The following is a 15,804-nucleotide window of genomic DNA, read 5'->3' as shown; positions in this document are numbered from 1 at the left end:
TGCCGCCGTGGCGACCGTCACCGGGTGGCGGGAACCAACCGCGACCGCCAACTACCAGAAGGAGACCTGGCGTCGCCGCGTCCCGCGCGGCATCAAGAAGGGACCCTCGTGGTGCGAGGATGGACGAGGACCGGCCTGCTGGCTGGCGGCGCGGTCGCGGCGTTACTGCTGACGACGGGGCCCGCGTCGGCGCACGTGGAGGTGTCGGCGGACAAGGCAAGGGCCGGCGCCACTGACAGCGTGCTGACCTTCGTCGCCGAGTCGGAGTCGACGACTGCAGGCATCACCGCCCTGCGCGTGATCCTGCCGGCCGGTATCGCACCGACGGACGTGACCTGGGTCAGCGGGCCCACCGGGTGGGCCCTCAAGACCGGCGCCGATGGCTACACCGTCTCCGGTCCGGCGGTGCCTGCCGGCCGGGACGCCGAGTATGCCGTCCGGATCCGCCAGCTGCCGACCGATAGCCGTCAGCTGGTGTTCAAGACGTTGCAGACCTACAGCGACGGCCGTGTGGACCGGTGGATCGAGGCACCGAACCCCGCAGGCGCCGAGCCGGAGAACCCGGCACCGGTGCTGACCGTGGCCGCCGCGCCCGCAGGCACCGTGACTTCCCCGTCCACCGCACCCACCCCGAGCGCTGCGCCGACCACCGAGGCGGCTGCGACCGCGTCCCCCACCCCGGCCGCCGCTCAGGACGAGCAGGACTCCGGAACCTCGGCATGGGTGTGGCTCCTCGTGGTGGCGGTCGCCGCCGCGGCGTTCGGCGGACTGTGGTGGGTCCTGCGTCGGCGACGCGCATGACTTGTACCGGCCGGGCGGCCCGTGCGACCCCGCCCTCAAGCGAGTCCTGAGCTGAGGGCGCCGTGCATGCGGGCGAGGCAGGCCGGCGAGCCCGCCTGGCTGTTCAGCTCGCCGTGCGGGCTCGCCTGGCCGCCATGCGGTGGCCGCCAGGTCGACGGCGGGGAAGGCGAGGAGGGGGGACGCCGCGCAGCGGCATCGCCCAACCGTTGGTGACGACCAGTACGCCGATGGCGATGCCTCAGATGGGTAGCCGCTGCAGCCTCCGCGGAGAGGCCTTGTAACGGGACAAGTTGCTCGTCCTCCGCGGCGGCCTCGGCCCGCTTCCGCGCGTGCGATAACCGGATCACGTTGGTCAGGCCGCCCACCGGTCAGGGGAACGGGCGGAACCGGGATACGGCGGGAGCACGCGCAGCGCCGGTGGAGAGACGTCCTCCTCGGCGGGCAGACGCCAGCCGGACCGATTCGTCCGGTTACGGCGGGACGGATCGTCGGGCCTCAAACGAGGGCGGGTCAACGCGACCACGATCGCGTACCCGGCGAGCAGGAAACCGTGGCTGACCAGACGGCTGGTGTCGACTCGCCCAGTCAGCAGGTCGTTGACCGACAGCAGCACCAGCGTCCCGACGAACGCGCTCAACATCGGCACCAGGCCGGTCGGGGGCGTGCGTCGCGCCGCCACGAACAGGAACCCCGTACCGACGGCCACGTTCCATGCCGCCGACTCATGCCAGAGGTGCCCTGAGGTGAAGGTTCCGAGGTGGTCGTGCCCACCGGCCGGACCGCGGCCGACTTGCGCCAGACCCAGTACAAGCTGCAGCGCCCCGATCAGTCCCAACAGCGCACGCAGGCTGAGCGCGATTCGGCGCCGCAGGCGGTGCGGTGCCGGCGCGGGTAGGGCGGAAAGGATGACATCGGTAAGGTCGTCCCTGGCAGGCGCCACGGACAGCCGCGCCCGGCGGGTCACTGCGGCGGCCGCATGGAACCACGCACGGCAGTCGTCACATCCGCTCAGGTGAGCATCCGCCGCCGTGCGCTCGGCCGTGGTCTCCTCCCCGTCCAACTGGGCGGAGAGCACCTCACGCCACTGTTCACACCCCATGTTCCGGTAGTCGGTCCGCCGACCGTGTTAGTTCCCGCCAGGGTCCATGATCAGCTTTGTTGGCCTGTTCATCGGCGACGCCGCGTTGCCCGGAGAAAGTCACCGTGATTCCGTCGGTGAACTGTCCCCAGACGGACGGTCAGCCGCCGACGCAGCGACGGCGGGGCGAGCGGGAACGGAGGTTGTGCGTTCGGCGAAGCCGGTCGGCCAATCCTACGACCGTTCTGGGCAGGGCCGGCGCGGTGGCGATCCGATCAGGTGACGCACGAGCGAGTGCTGTCTGGGGATCTTGAAAGCGCAGGGCGATGCCGGGGAACTTTTCCGGCTCGGGCGGCGACTACCCGATACCACCGCGGCGGGCGGGTGCCGTGCCTCCACGACCGGGGCATAGGTGAGGAAGGGGCGAGGCGATGTCAACGGCAGGCCAGCGAACGGCAACGGTAACTGCGGCGGTGATCACATGCCTCGTCGTGGCGCCCGGCGTCGCCTGGGCGCACGGTGTCGGCGGATCGAGCGACACGGTCGGGGGATTCGTCTGGCTGGGCACCAAGCACATGCTCGCCGGCTGGGACCACCTGCTGTTCGTCGGTGGGATCCTGCTGCTCGCGCGTGAGGTGCGGCGAGCGGCGAAGCTGATCTCCCTGTTCGCGCTCGGGCACAGTGTCACCCTGTTCACCGCGACGATCGCCGACTGGCACGTCAACCCGGTGCTGGTGGACATCGTGGTGGCGTTGAGCCTGGTGTTCGTCGGCGTGGTTGGCCTGCTCGCACGGCCGAAGAACTGGACATGGTTCGCTGCGGCGGTGCTCGGCTTCGGTCTCGTGCACGGGCTGGGCCTGTCCACCCGCCTGCAGGAACTCGGGCTGCCGTCCGACGGGCTGATCCCCCGGGTGCTGGCCTTCAACATCGGGGTGGAGATCGGGCAACTCGTCGCCGTGGTCGGCATGTTCATGCTCGGTGACGTTCTGCGCCACTATGTTCCCCGGCTGCGGGATGCCCGCCTGTCCCACGGGGTGCTCGTCGCTGCGGGTCTGGTGGCCGCGGCGGTGCTGGTGATCACCGCAGGCGGTGACGTGCTGCGACCGGTCCAGGCCCAGGCGGAAACCACCGGCGGCTGCGAGGTCCGAAACCGCACCGAGGCTTTTCCGGCCGGCGGCAGCCACCCCTTGAAGGACTTCTTCGAACCGGGCGAGACGGTGCCCGAGACGTCGTTCGGGCATGTCATCGGTGACGGGTTCGTGATCGTGCAGTACGCCCCAGGTCTGCCCGCCGACCAGGTCGCCCAGCTCCGCGAGTTCGTCACCGACCCCGCCTCGGGCCGGGTCGTCGGCGGCCCCGCCCTCAACCAGAGCGAGACGGTCAAGGCGGTCAACGCCTACCGCACCGTCACCTGCGACATCCTCGACGTCGACGCGTTGCGCCAGTTCACCCGGGACTGGTTCGACGACCCCCGGTCCAAGCCCGCCGAGTAGCCACGACCGCTCATCCGCTCGAAATCCCGGCGCCTTCAGCAGGCCGGGCACGAGTGCCCGGCCGTGTGCAGCGATCGCTTGCCGGAAGGGGCACATGTCCGCCGGCTGTCCCGGCGAGGCCGCTGCTGCGGCGACGCGCCGGCCGGCGCCTGCCGCCAGTGGTCCAATGCCCAGCGGCGCGCAGGATGACGTGCAGGCCAGGGCAGAGCAGTGCGGCGACGGCGGCGGTGCCGACGAAGGGACGATCGCTGCGGCGGCCGGAGTTGCGGCGAGCAGGGCGGACAGCGCCGGGCTGTTGACCATGCTCAGCATGCTGGCCCCACCACCGTATTGCGGCCGGCGTAACCACGGTTACAGTATCCGGGTTGGGGAGGGGGTCGTGGTGGACGAGGCCGGAGAGGAGCCGGGGTGGTGGGTGCTGCTGGCGTACCGGATCCCGCGGGAGCCGTCGCGGCCCCGGATCGCCGTGTGGCGCAAGCTGGAGCGCCTCGGTGTGGCCCGGCTCGGTGACGGGCTGGTGGCGCTGCCCGCGGACGCGCGGACCCGGGAGCAGTTCGACTGGCTCGCCGAGGAGATCGGTGAGGCGGGCGGGTCGGCCACCGTGTGGTTGTCCGTGCCCTCGACGCTGGCGCAGGAACGCGAGATCGTCGTGGCGATGCGCGACGCCCGCGCGGCCGAGTACCAGGCGGTGCTCGCCGAGGCCGCCGCTGCGGCGACGGCCGGCGAGGCGGAGCAGGTGCGGGTGGTACGCCGGCTGCGTGGCGAGCTGCGGCGTATCACCCGCCGGGACTACTTCCCGCCCCCGGAACGCGACGCCGCGAAAAGCGCGGTGCAGGCATTGGCGGACACCGCCGCGGTGGGCGGCGACAGTCTGCAGGAGCGGCCATGAGGTGGGCCACCCGCGCCGGCGTGCACATCGACCGGGCGGCCTGCGCATGGCTGATCCGCCGCCACATCGACCCGGAGGCCGTGTTTGTGTTCGTCGAGGACCCGGCCGCGGTGCCGCACGACGCGACACCGTTCGACATGCGCGGCGTCGACCTCGGACATCACGGCGGCGACTGCACCTTCGAGACGATCCTGCGCCGGTACGAGCTGACCGATCCGGTGCTGTGGAAACTCGCCGAGATCGTGCACGAGGCGGACGTCGACGACGAGCGCTACGACGCGCCGGAAGCCCCTGGCATGGACGTCGTCCTGCGCGGCCTGTCGATGATCTGCGACGACGACCGCGTCCTCGAGCTGACCGGACCGCTGTTCGACGGGTTGTACGAGTACCACCGCCGAGCGCTGTTGCTGGACCGTCCACCCGCCTGACCTGCCCGATCCGTATCCGATCACCGGAGCGAGCCGCATGCTGACCCCAGCCGACAGGATCCGCGCCACAACACCCGGCCAGGACACGGATGCGCCGTCGGCGACCGCCGCGCCAGCTACCGACGTGGTGCCGTTCGGGCAGGCCGTCAAGGCGTGGTTCACCATCTCCCTGCAGACCTTCGGCGGCCCGGCGGGGCAGATCGCCGTCATGCAGCGACACCTGGTCGATGAGCGCCGCTGGATCGGCCAGCGACGGTTCCTGCACGCGTTGAACTACTGCATGCTCCTGCCCGGTCCAGAGGCACAGCAGTTGGCTATCTATGTCGGCTGGCTGCTCAACGGCGTGCGTGGTGGGCTGGTCGCCGGCACTCTGTTCGTGCTGCCCGGCCTGGTCGCCCTGCTGTTCCTGTCAGCCATCTACGTGAGATTCGGCGACACCACGGCGGTCACGGCGGTCTTCGCCGGCCTCGCGCCGGCAGTGGTCGCGATCGTCGCCCAGGCGGTGTGGCGGGTCGGAACCCGCGCCCTGACCAATCCGACCCTGATCGGCTTCGCCGGCGCGGCGTTCGTGGCCCTGGCCGTGTTCGGAGTGCCCTTCCCGGTCGTCATCGCCGCCGCGGCGGCTGCGGGCTGGGCGCTGCACCGGCGACACCCGCACCTGGTCACCACCGGCCACGCACACCGCGAGAACGACGGCCCGCCGCCGCTGATCCCGGACCACGCCCTGCACCACGAACGGCCCTCGGCGCGGCGTACCACCACCATCCTGACGATCGGCTTGCTGGCCTGGTTCCTCCCCGTCGCCGTCGTCGCCGCGACCACCGGCATCGACAGCGTCTACACCCAACAGGGCCTGTTCTTCTCCGGCACCGCCGTGGTCACCTTCGGCGGCGCCTACGCCGTGCTCGCCTACGTCGCCCAACGCGCGGTCGAACACTACGCCTGGCTGTCCGCCAACGACATGGTCCGCGGCCTGGCGCTCGCCGAGACCACACCCGGACCGCTGATCATGGTGGTGCAGTTCGTGGCGTTCCTCGGCGCCTACCACCACCCCGGCGTCCTCACCCCGTGGGCCGCAGGCGTCCTCGCCTCATTGCTGACAACCTGGGTGACATTCGTGCCGTGCTTCCTGTTCATCCTGCTTGGCGCCCCCTACGTGGAGCGCCTCCGCGGCAACCACACCCTGTCCGCCGCGTTGACCGGCATCACCGCCGCCGTCGTCGGCGTCATCGCCAACCTCGGCCTGTACTTCGCGGTGCACGCCCTGTTCCGATCCACCCGGGCGGTCACCGCCGGGCCACTGCATCTGCAACTGCCCGAACTGGACACCGTGCGACCAGTACCAATCGCGATCGCCGTGATCGCGGCAGCGCTCATCTTCGGGCTGAAATGGTCGGTCCTGCGGGTCCTCGGCGTCGCTGCTGCCCTCGGCCTGGTCGCTGGCCTGAGCGGGTTACCCGGAATCTGACCATTCACGTGGGTTCATGCTCGTCGACGTGTCGCGTCACTGCATGCCCGTGTTGCGGAACCCACGCCGGCCTCCGCCATCTGTTGGCCACGGGCGCGGTGGCCGCGGTGTTGCTTGCTGTGACCGCTGGCGGGCAGGCGTTGGGTCCTGTCCAAGCGGTGCGTGGCAATGGCGGCAGTGGCAGCGGTGAGGCGGAGGCGAGCATCGCGCAGGCCATGATCGGCTCGGCAGTGAGTGCAGCGGTAGCCCTCTTGCGGCGGTGACGACGATCAGTCGTGCTCTGGGGCACCGGTGATCCGGTGCGAGGCGGCGTGCATGACCTCTGATACCAGCCGGCGTACGTGCCCGCCACGGGCGCGGTAGAGGGCGCGTCGACCGTCGCGGCGCACCGTGACAAGGCCGGCCAGCCGGAGCTTGCCCAGATGCTGCGACACCGCCGGCCGTGCGACGCCGACCGCCCGCACCAGAGCAGTCACGTCCTGCTCGCCGGCGCTGAGCAGACACATCAGCCGCAGCCGGGTGCCGTCAGCGAGCATGCGCAGCATGTCCGTTGCCGCTTCCACCTCATCGTCCAAGGGAAGGCGTTGTTGCAGGTCATTGGCATCTGCAACGTTGTCGCGTGCGTACACGAGCACATATTATCCGCCTGACACTCGGCGAGGGCGAGTCCGCCGGTCGTTTTCTGAGGGAGCCTGAGGCAGTGCCCGATCAGCAGCACGACAACCACAACCACCACCACGGTCACCGTCACGGCCACGGCGGCGAGCACGGTCACGAGCACCCGGCCAGCCAGCACCACCACGACCACGATCACCATCACGATCAGGCACACAGCCACGATCACGGTCGGGGGCCCGGGTCGTGGTGGCACAAACTCCGCCACATGCTCGTCCCGCACTCACACGACTCCCGCGCGAAGGTGGACCCGGCACTGGAATCCTCCCGTGAAGGCCTGCGCGCCCTGTGGATTTCCCTGGTCGGCCTGGGCATCACCGCCGCCGCGCAGGCGGTGATCGTTGTCCTGTCCGGGTCCGTGGCCCTGCTCGGCGACACGCTCCACAACGTCGCCGACGCCCTGACCGCCGTGCCCCTCGCCATCGCCTTCCTGCTCGGCCGGCGCGTGGCCACCCGTGCCTACACGTACGGCTTCGGCCGAGCCGAGGACCTCGCCGGCATCGTCATCGTCGTGGTGATCGCCGCGTCCGCGGTCGCAGCCGCATGGACCGCGATCAGCCGCTTGCTGCATCCGACCGAGATCACCCACCTGCCGTGGGTGCTCGCCGCCGGAATCATCGGGTTCGCCGGCAACGAGCTCGTCGCCCAGTACCGCATCCGGGTCGGCCGGCGGATCGGCTCGGCAGCGCTGGTCGCCGACGGGCTCCACGCCCGTACCGACGGCTACACCTCCCTCGCCGTCGTCGCCGCAGCCGCAGGCGCCTGGGCGGGCTGGCGATGGGCCGACCCCGTCGTCGGCCTGGTCATCGCCGTGGCCATCGCCTTCGTGCTCAAGGACGCCGCCCGTGAGGTGTACCGGCGGCTGATGGACGCCGTGGACCCGGCAATCGTCGACCATGCCGAGACGACCCTGCGGGGAGTCCACGGAGTGCGTGATGTGGCCGCCGTTCGCCTACGGTGGATCGGCCACCGCCTGCACGCCGAAGCCGACCTGGTCGTGGACGCGGACCTGAGCCTCATCGCCGCGCACGAGATCGCCGCCGACGCCGAGCACCAACTCACCCACGCGGTACCCCGATTGACCAGCGCCACCGTCCACACCGACCCAGACAGCCACGCCGGCGCACACCACCACCCCGACCTGTCCCACCAACGCCGCAACATCCCGCCGACGAATTGAGCGTGCGCCAGGCAGCTATTCCTGGTGATGATGCACAACGGCAGCGGTGACCGACAAGACGGCCGTGTCGGCACTCCCGGCCGCGCCGGGGATCTGTTGACCCTATTTGATAATGAGGTTGCCGGCCAGCTCCGACCTGCGGCTCCTGCCCTTCCAGAGGAGCCAGCCGCACGAGCGTCCAGTACTGCTCGGACTGGCCGGTGATGGCTGAGGATCGGCCGCCGCAGCGAAGCGTTCCGGTTACGCAGCGGATATCCTGGTTCTTGGCGCTGCCCGTTCCCCCGTGCGGGCAGCGTCGCCTTGTGCTTATGGGCGGTTGTCGACCGGCTGGTGCTGGTAGGGCGTGCGGTGCGCAGCATCGTGCAGGACGGTCGCCTCACGTCACATGGGCGGGGTGCAGTCGCTGCGGATGCCCTTTCTGGCCGGACGAGCCCGATTCGAATACGAAGTATTCAGCCGGGTGTCCCCGTCCCGGCTGGTCGGGCTGCTCGTGCTGGCCGTTTCCGCACCCGCGATGGTGCTCGCACCCGCACTGGTGGCCGCCCTCACAGGAACCCTCGTGCTGGCCGGGATCGCCGTCTCGGACGCCGTTCGCGCCCACGGAAAGCCACCCGAGCCACCCTCCCCCGCCATGTAGGCGCAAGCGGCCCCAATCATCCGCTCGGCAGCTACGTCGGGGAGGAAGCCAGCCTGATGGTCGCGCGCAGCGACCGGGCGCTGTGGAAGCTGTACCTGGTCGACGCCCAGTACGGCAGTCGGCTATCTGAGCTGCTACGACGGACTGCGGGCGGTGCGGCTCACCGGGCTAGACAGTTCGGGCGACAAGATCGGCAGCGTTGGCCAGGTGTGGGCCGACGCTGCGGGCTACCCGACCTGGGTCAGCGTGCGGACCGGCGGTCGGCGGGAGGCGATGGCCCCGCGGGCAACGCCCAGATGCAGGACGGGCAGTTGATAGTCGCCTAGGGCAAGGCGACGGTCAGCAGCGCCCCGAGCGTGGACGCCGGCACCGATGTCCCGTTGGACGCCGACCAGACCGCGCACCTGTATTGGCACCTCAGATGCAGCCGCAGCAGGAGCCGCAGCGCGCACCGCGCAGCGGTGAGGAACTGAATCGGTCCGAGGAGCGGATGCGGGTCGGCACGGAAAGCCAGCCGGTCGGCAAGGTGGTGTTGCCCAAGTACATGGTCACCGAGAACGTGCACACGAGCGTGCCGGTCGAGCACGACGAGCTGTATGTCGAGCGCGAGCCGATCACGGTAGAGAACGCCGGGCAGGTTCGTGCCGACATGGGTGAGGCGCAGCAGGAGATGCCGCTGCGCGCCGAACGCCCTGTGGTGGCAAGGACCAGGTGCCGGTCGAGTCTGTCCACTTGGCCAAGGACGAGGTGGTTGAGGACCAGCCGATCGACGAGCACGTCCACCACGAGGAGGTCGAGTCGAACATTCCCGAGTCCAACCGCCGACGCCGGTGACGGCCAGTGTCGCCCTAGCCGGGGGGCGGGTCATCATCGATTCGCCCGCCACGGTGGCTGTCAGGGCGGGTTCTGACAGCACAGCCGGCGAGGCCGGGATTCTCCGCAAACGTTCCCCGGTAGGGGCATGTCCGGGGCGATCCATCGTGTGAAGCCCGTTCCTCGCCCGGCGTGCGATGCACGAACGAGGTACAAGCCTTCTTAACGCCACTCCTTGTCTCTTTCTGGACTGCACGATGGGTGGGGCCCAGGCTGAGACGCGAGGAGGGCGAATGAGACGTAGAGGAAGTGCGAATGAGACGTAGAGGAAGCAGGAAACGACCGCTGCTGCAGGCAGCGGCGATGGTCCTGACAGCGGCGGCGGCTGCGGTGGCCGTTGTGCGTGCCAGCCGGCGACCCGCCCTAGGTGACGCGACGATGGACGATCTTCCTACCCTGGACAGCGCTTCCTCCGTCGCCGAAAGCGGAGTAACGGTCAGCGCCGCGACCAGCGCCAGCGGACACGCCGCCTCTCCGGCAGCAGCCATTCGCTGACTCGCGGCGCCTCCTCTCTGCCCGAGCCGGATTGCACCGAGGCCGGGCGCGACGTGGATTTGGCACCGCGCCTGATCGGCGCAACTCCGCTCGGCTCGCAACCCCCCTGTTAGTTGAGGAGGTGACGACACATGACTGGCGCACCCGATGGCGACCGGAAAGCCCAGGAGCCGGCGGCGCAGGCTACGGTGGCGCAACTCGTTGAGCGTGCCACCGACCAGATCAGCCGGCTGGTGCGCGACGAGCTTGCCTTGGCCCGCGTGGAGTTGACAGGCAAGGGTAAGCGCGCTGGTGCCGCTGCGGCGATGTTTGGCGGGGCGGGCGGGGTGGCGCTGTACGGCGGGGGTGCCCTCGTCGCCGCGTTCGTCCTGCTGCTGGCCACGGTGATGTGGGCGTGGCTGGCCGCCCTGATCGTGGCGGTGGTTCTGTTCGCGGTGGCGGGTCTGCTCGCGCTGTCCGGGAAGAAGCAGACCAGCCGCGCGATGCCTCTTGCGCCGCAGTCGACGTTGGGCAGCGTGCGCAAGGACGTCGATTCGGTGCGCCAGGCGGCCAAGGAGGGAAGACGGCGATGACGGCGAACGACAGCAGCGACCCGGACCGCACCCTCGAGAGCATTCAGCGGACCCGAGCTGATCTGGCCGACACGGTACACGCGCTGGCAGCCAAAACGGACGTGAAGGCGCGGGGCCGAGACAGCGCCAACCAGGTCAAAGGCCGCGTCCGGCAACAGCTGACAGATGCGGCCGAGGCGATGCGCGGCAAGAGGTCAGCAGCGCTGCGGACAGCACGCCAACGGGCGGACAGCACCGGCCTCACCCGCGCCGCGCGCCGCTTGCAGCAACGCGGCACAACACTGGGCCAACGCGCCATGCGCAACACAGGGAAGCTTCGTAACAGCGGCGAAGCTGCCGCAAAGCAGGCTGCCCCGGCCGCCGTCAGCGTGATCCGGGACGTCACCGTACGAGTTCCGTCCGCAGCACGCCGCCCGGCAGTCCTCGTTATCGCCGCCATGACCGGCGTCGGCGTCGTCGTGGCAGCGCGGCAGCTCCGACCGACCAGACGCGCTCGTCGTCGGCGCTGACAGGTCGTCTTCCTCATCAAGGTCGGCCAACTCGCCGGGCCCGATGGAAGTAAGCGGCCACGACTGCATTGGGCCGTCGCCACAGCCGAAGGCGGAGGGTACTCGGGACGGTGAGAAGGTCCTGCGAGTGGTCCCAGGCCGCGTGTCAGGCTCTGTGGGGCGGGGTGGTTTCTGCGTCGTCGGGCTCGAGTAGGGGCAGGACGCCGGTGACGGTGAGGACCCTGCGGACGTGGCCGGTGGGGTTGATCAGGTTCAGGGTGCCGCTGGCGGCGGTGGCGTCCTGGTGGGCGGTGACGAGGACGCTGAGGATCGTTGCGTCGAGGAAGCTCACCCGGGCCAGGTCGACGTCGATGACGGGGTTGGCTCGCAGGGTGTTGGTGAGCAGGTCGCGTAGCCGGTCGACGGCGGTGAGGCCGAGTTCTCCGGACAAGGTGACCACGGCACGGTCGGGGTGGGTTTCGGCGCGCGCCTGCCACAGCTCGTTGCTGTTCATCGCGCGCTTCCGTCGGAAAGTGTGGCGGTGACGGTGGCGGTCAGCCCGGTCGGGGTGTTGTCGAGTACGAGTCCCGCGGTGAGGTGCTGGGCGAGCCACAGGCCGCGGCGGCCGGGCCGGGTGGGCTCGGGCAGGGCGGGCACGTCACCGGTCATGCCGGTGCCGTGGTCGCTGACCTGGCAGGTGAGCTGATCGCCGAGTCGGCACAGCGTCAGCTGCCCGCTGCCGCCGCCGTGGCGCACGGCGTTGGTCGTCAACTCGTTCACGGCCAGGACGAAGTCGTCCAACTCCTCTCCGGCGAGACCTGCGGCAGCGGCGGCGGCCGTGACGGCGTGCCGCAACTCAGGCACCCGATCGGCCGTGATCATCGCCGCCAGCAACGTCAGATCGTCGCCGCCAGTGTGCCACGGCCGGGCGGTACACCACCCGGTGTACCTGTGCTGAGGACTGCAATTTCAGTCATGGAGACAGAGGGCTCAGCATGTCTTTGTCGCCGATGGTCCGGCGCTGACGGTGCCAAACCCTGGTGCCTGCGGTGGTGCTCGGCCGGGTGATCAACGAGTACCGCCGAGCGGTATGACTGCCGTATCGGTCATCCCCGGTCACCTGCAGCGCGGAGGTTTCGGCGCGGTACAGCTCCTCAGCTCCTGGCCGGCGGCACAGCAGCTCAGCGCGTGCCGACGCTGGTCGCAGGTGCGGGGGCTCCGATGTCGTGCAGGTGGCGCAGTGCCTCGGCCCAGGAGCGGCCCAGCGTGGTTTCGTGGTAGTCGATGTCGTGCTCGGCGCAGAACCGCCTGATCAATGGTCGGGCGCGGCGCAGGTTGGGACACGGCATGCTCGGAAACAGGTGGTGTTCGATCTGGTAGTTCAGGCCGCCGAGCACGCTGTCGAGGAACATCCCGCCGCGCACGTTGCGGGAGGTGAGGACCTGCCGCCGTAGGTAGTCGAGGTTGTCGTCGGCGCCGACGATCGGCATGCCCTTGTGGTTCGGGGCGAAGGAGCAGCCGAGGTAGAGGCCGAGCACGCCCTGGTTGACGAGGATGAACGCGACCGCCTGCGCCGGGCTCAGGACCAGGAACACGGCGGCGAGGTAGCCGCCCAGGTGCAGGGCCAGCAGTCCCGCTTCGACGGGTCGGCGGGCGATGCGGCGCTGGCCAAGGACAGCCTTCACGCTGTTGGCGTGCAGGTGCAGGCCTTCCAGCAGAAGCAGCGGGAAGAACAGATATGCCTGATACCGCACGACCAGCGCGCTGAGGCCGCGCCGCCGTCGGGCCTGGCCGGCGGTGAAGGACAAGGGTGCCACGGTGATGTCGGGGTCCTTGCCTTCGGTGTTGGGGTGGGCGTGGTGCCGGTTGTGCTTGTCCACCCACCAGCCGTAGCTGATCCCGGTCAAAAGGTTGCCGTGCACGATGCCGATCAGGTCGTTCCCCCGGCGCGAGCGGACTATCTGCCGGTGCCCCGCGTCGTGACCGATGAACCCGGCCTGCGCGAAGACCACCGCCAGGGCCACCGCGACGCCGAGCTGCCACCACGATTCACCCAACCAACCGAATAGGGCCCACAGTCCGGCGAAAGAACCGACGACGAGGCCGGTGCGCACGGCGTAGTATCCTCGCCGCCGCCCGAGTAGACCCGCTGCGCGGACCAGCCGGGACAGGTCCGCGTAGTCACTGCCCCGCTGCCGGTCGGCGCCGAGGTTGGTGTCACTCACGATGGCTGCTCCCACTGCTCCTTCTCCATCGGCTTGTTTCAGCGGCGGCGGCTCGACCAGCGGGTCAGGCGGGCCCTGAGCTGTTGAAGCCTCCGCTGAATGCCGGGCATGGCCGCGCCGTGGCGGGCCACGCCACATCAGGCCACGCCCTCCGGGGCTGTTGAGCAGGCCCTTGGTCCGTTGACTCACCGATCCCGACGTCACGGTGCGCTCCCTCTCTGGTCGGCCCTGCGTCGGCTTGACTCTGGTGCCTCTTCACCTTGGATTTTCGGCGATCTGCCAACCCGCTGCAGCGGATTGGGCTCCATTCCGCCAAAGCACGGGCCCGCGGTGCGAGGTGTGCGCCTGGGGAACAGTCCGGGCAGAGCGACCCTCACCGGGACGCCGCGTCGGCGAGATCGGCCGGATCGAGACGCAGGATGGCGAGCAGCCCGGCGTGCTCGTCCGGGTCCACCTGCTCAGGTAGCTCGCGCTCCTTCGGAGTGAGGTGTTGTGCCAGGTCCCGGCCGAGCGGCGGGTCGGGCCTGTGCGGTGGCGGGTGGCGACAGGCCTGGTCTTGCGGCGGAGTGTTGGGCGGGGCGCGGGCTTACTCGCCTGGGTGTGAGGCGTTGGGTCCGCTTTCGCGTGCGGCTTCTTCGAGGTGCAGGAACTCGTCGATGACCCGGGCGAGGCTCTTCCTCGATCTGGGGTTGAGCTTCTCGAAGGACCTGGCCATGATCCGCACCTCGCGGCTTGCCGGTTCGGGTTCGTCGTCGCCGAGGAGGCAGCCGCCCGGTCCTCCTCATCGCCGCGACCCTGCTGACGTGCGGTGCCCTGGTTTGCTCCCTCGCGCCCACTCTGGCCGCTGTGGTCACCGGCCGCGTCCTGCTGGCGGTGGGCTCCGGGGCGGTCACCGCCACCGCGCTCGCCGGCACCGCCCGGCTGCCCGCCGCCCGCCGCCCAGCCGCGCTGGCCGCCTTCGGCGCCTGCCTCGCCGGGTTCTCCGCCACCGCGCCGCTGGCAGGCGCGGCGGCGACGCACTGGTCGTGGCGGGCGGCGCTGGTCCTACCCGTGCTGTCCATCGCCGTTATTCCCCTGTGCTGGCCGCTCACCGTCTGTCTGCCACGACGGGAACGGGTGGACTGGCCTGGTGCGGGACTCCTCGCGGCCATCGCCGCAGGACTGCTGCTGACCGCGCAGACCGCTGCCCAGCAGACCGGTGCGCTCACCACCGCGAGCGTCGCCGCCATCACGACAGCCGCCGCCCTCGGCCTGGCCGCGCGCACCCGAGCGCGCCGCGGCGGGTTCCTCCCGCGCGGGATTCTGTCCACTGCCTGGTTCCGACGCGCCGCAACCGCTGGAGCGGGCGTGTACGCGGGCCTGTTCGCCGTCCTCTACGCAGCCCCGCACCTGCTGACCCGGCAGGGCTACAGCACGACGGAGATCGGTGTGCTCCTGCTACCCGGTGCCGTGATCGCCGCGGTGCTGGCCCGGGCTGCCGGCCGCGCCGTGCGCCGCGTGGCCGCCCGCCATGTGCTGGCCGCTGTGAGCCTGCTGCTCGCCGCCGCACTGTGCTACACCGCGCTCGATCCTCAACCCTGGGCGGTCGCGGTGGCCACCACCGCGGCGTTCACCGCCTCGGCCATCGCGCAGACGCTGCTCACCGCCGAAACCACCACCCGCGCCGAAACCACCACCCGCGCCGGAGCCGGCGCCCGCGGCGGCGCCATCGGCCTGCTCACCCTCGCCATCTTCATCGGCGGCGGCAGCGGCACCGTGCTATGCGCGGCACTGTGGCAGCCCTGGCAGCCAACCGCCGCGCTGGCGACCGCCGCCATCCTGCCCGCTGGAGCAGCTGCGGCGGCCTGGTGTCGGCTGCGCACCGACGCCTTACTGTACTCGGCTGACTGTTCATGGCTGCTCCGAGATAGCACACCCGGCCCCGGGAACACGCCGAGCAGATACGCGGCGACGTCGCCGAGGTGCTGGCACCGATGGGCTTACGCCTGTCGGAGGAGAAGACATTGATCACCCACATCGACGACGGCCTCGTCTTCCTCGGATGGCACATCCAGCGCCACCGCAAGCGAGGAACCGACCGGCACTACATTTACACCTATCACTCGCGCAAGGCCGTCAAGGCCGCGATGGACAAGGTGCGCACGTGGTGCCGGGAACTGGACATCAACCAGCCGCTCGACGCCCTGCTGCTCAACTCAACCGGCAACTGCGGGGCTGGTGCGCATACTTCCGGCCCGGGGTCTCGCACGCCGCCTTCCACTACCTGAGCCACTACACCTGGGCACGGGTCATCGGATGGCTGCGCCGCAAGCACCCCAAGACCAACTGGAAGGACCTCCGCCGCCGCTACTGCGACGGACGGTGGTGGCCACACGGCCAGGAACGGGAACTGTTCGATCCAGCAAAGGTACGCACCACGCGCTACCGCTACCGGGGAACAGCCATCCCAACCCCCTGGACGGCGACCGGATGAGGACAGACCACACGACCACCACGGGACTT

General features: G+C 70.1%; 17 protein-coding genes. 11 read left to right on the top strand and 6 right to left on the bottom strand.

Translation table 11 applies throughout. The features are described 5' to 3' along the window. Positions 1-24 precede the first annotated feature (24 nt). Positions 25-801: a DUF1775 domain-containing protein gene (locus ABGB16_RS22145; RefSeq protein ID WP_347670010.1), complete on the top strand. Its 777-nt coding sequence runs from the start codon at positions 25-27 to the stop codon at positions 799-801. A gap of 352 nt (positions 802-1,153) precedes the next feature. On the opposite strand, the gene ABGB16_RS22140 is transcribed toward ABGB16_RS22145, so the two are convergent. Beyond that, the gene (locus ABGB16_RS22140) at positions 1,154-1,900 is read right to left on the bottom strand and encodes a zf-HC2 domain-containing protein (RefSeq protein WP_347670009.1); all 747 of its coding nucleotides are present in this window, start codon (positions 1,898-1,900) and stop codon (positions 1,154-1,156) included. A gap of 452 nt (positions 1,901-2,352) precedes the next feature. On the opposite strand from ABGB16_RS22140, the gene ABGB16_RS22135 reads away from it, so the two are divergent. The 4 genes from ABGB16_RS22135 (at position 2,353) to chrA (ending at position 6,157) form a co-directional block, all read left to right on the top strand. Next, complete coding sequence (locus ABGB16_RS22135; protein WP_347670008.1) at positions 2,353-3,372, top strand: HupE/UreJ family protein; 1,020 nt, start codon at positions 2,353-2,355, stop codon at positions 3,370-3,372. Between the two features lie 379 nt (positions 3,373-3,751). Further along, complete coding sequence (locus tag ABGB16_RS22130) at positions 3,752-4,261, top strand: Chromate resistance protein ChrB (RefSeq protein ID WP_347670007.1); 510 nt, start codon at positions 3,752-3,754, stop codon at positions 4,259-4,261. Then, positions 4,258-4,689: a chromate resistance protein ChrB domain-containing protein gene (locus ABGB16_RS22125; protein WP_347670006.1), complete on the top strand. Its 432-nt coding sequence runs from the start codon at positions 4,258-4,260 to the stop codon at positions 4,687-4,689. Before ABGB16_RS22130 ends, ABGB16_RS22125 begins: the two co-directional genes overlap by 4 nt. A 37-nt stretch (positions 4,690-4,726) precedes the next feature. Continuing rightward, positions 4,727-6,157 carry a chromate efflux transporter gene (gene chrA, locus ABGB16_RS22120; RefSeq protein ID WP_347670005.1) on the top strand — a complete coding sequence of 477 codons (1,431 nt, stop codon included), beginning with the start codon at positions 4,727-4,729 and terminating at the stop codon, positions 6,155-6,157. Between the two features lie 269 nt (positions 6,158-6,426). On the opposite strand, the gene ABGB16_RS22115 is transcribed toward chrA, so the two are convergent. Continuing rightward, a complete protein-coding gene (locus ABGB16_RS22115) occupies positions 6,427-6,786 on the bottom strand; it encodes a metalloregulator ArsR/SmtB family transcription factor (protein WP_347670004.1) in 360 nt (119 codons plus the stop codon). A gap of 254 nt (positions 6,787-7,040) precedes the next feature. On the opposite strand from ABGB16_RS22115, the gene ABGB16_RS22110 reads away from it, so the two are divergent. Continuing rightward, positions 7,041-8,012 (top strand): cation diffusion facilitator family transporter, encoded by a 972-nt coding sequence (locus ABGB16_RS22110; RefSeq protein WP_347670003.1) that lies wholly within the window; start codon positions 7,041-7,043, stop codon positions 8,010-8,012. A 460-nt stretch (positions 8,013-8,472) separates the two neighbouring features. Next, positions 8,473-8,649, top strand: coding sequence for a hypothetical protein (locus ABGB16_RS22105; RefSeq protein ID WP_347670002.1), 177 nt, complete (start codon positions 8,473-8,475; stop codon positions 8,647-8,649). A gap of 417 nt (positions 8,650-9,066) precedes the next feature. On the opposite strand, the gene ABGB16_RS22100 is transcribed toward ABGB16_RS22105, so the two are convergent. Beyond that, positions 9,067-9,432 carry a hypothetical protein gene (locus tag ABGB16_RS22100; protein ID WP_347670001.1) on the bottom strand — a complete coding sequence of 122 codons (366 nt, stop codon included), beginning with the start codon at positions 9,430-9,432 and terminating at the stop codon, positions 9,067-9,069. A 716-nt stretch (positions 9,433-10,148) separates the two neighbouring features. Between ABGB16_RS22100 and ABGB16_RS22095 the strand changes: the two genes are divergently transcribed. Both ABGB16_RS22095 and ABGB16_RS22090 read left to right on the top strand, forming a co-directional pair. Continuing rightward, positions 10,149-10,589, top strand: a complete 441-nt coding sequence (locus ABGB16_RS22095) for a phage holin family protein (RefSeq protein WP_347670000.1) — start codon at positions 10,149-10,151, stop codon at positions 10,587-10,589. Then, entirely contained in the window at positions 10,586-11,098 is a 513-nt protein-coding gene (locus ABGB16_RS22090) for a DUF3618 domain-containing protein (protein ID WP_347669999.1), read from the top strand. Before ABGB16_RS22095 ends, ABGB16_RS22090 begins: the two co-directional genes overlap by 4 nt. A gap of 145 nt (positions 11,099-11,243) precedes the next feature. Here ABGB16_RS22090 and ABGB16_RS22085 read toward each other — a convergent pair whose 3' ends face one another. The 3 genes from ABGB16_RS22085 to ABGB16_RS22075 all read right to left on the bottom strand — a co-directional run bounded on the left by ABGB16_RS22085 (position 11,244) and on the right by ABGB16_RS22075 (position 13,302). Next, positions 11,244-11,591 carry an STAS domain-containing protein gene (locus tag ABGB16_RS22085; protein ID WP_347669998.1) on the bottom strand — a complete coding sequence of 116 codons (348 nt, stop codon included), beginning with the start codon at positions 11,589-11,591 and terminating at the stop codon, positions 11,244-11,246. Then, entirely contained in the window at positions 11,588-11,959 is a 372-nt protein-coding gene (locus ABGB16_RS22080; RefSeq protein ID WP_347669997.1) for an ATP-binding protein, read from the bottom strand. Before ABGB16_RS22080 ends, ABGB16_RS22085 begins: the two co-directional genes overlap by 4 nt. 299 nt (positions 11,960-12,258) lie before the next feature. Continuing rightward, positions 12,259-13,302, bottom strand: a complete 1,044-nt coding sequence (locus tag ABGB16_RS22075; protein WP_347669996.1) for an acyl-CoA desaturase — start codon at positions 13,300-13,302, stop codon at positions 12,259-12,261. 732 nt (positions 13,303-14,034) lie between these two features. On the opposite strand from ABGB16_RS22075, the gene ABGB16_RS22070 reads away from it, so the two are divergent. Then, on the top strand, positions 14,035-15,309 hold the full coding sequence (locus tag ABGB16_RS22070; RefSeq protein WP_347669995.1) for an MFS transporter: 1,275 nt from the start codon (positions 14,035-14,037) through the stop codon (positions 15,307-15,309). Next, on the top strand, positions 15,306-15,569 hold the full coding sequence (locus ABGB16_RS22065; RefSeq protein WP_347669994.1) for a hypothetical protein: 264 nt from the start codon (positions 15,306-15,308) through the stop codon (positions 15,567-15,569). The genes ABGB16_RS22070 and ABGB16_RS22065 overlap by 4 nt, the downstream gene beginning before the upstream one ends. The last annotated feature ends 235 nt before the right edge of the window (positions 15,570-15,804 follow it).

It is taken from the genome of Micromonospora sp. B11E3 (assembly GCF_039871625.1).
Lineage (GTDB): Bacteria > Actinomycetota > Actinomycetes > Mycobacteriales > Micromonosporaceae > Micromonospora.
This window is presented reverse-complemented; position numbering and strand designations above follow the sequence as displayed.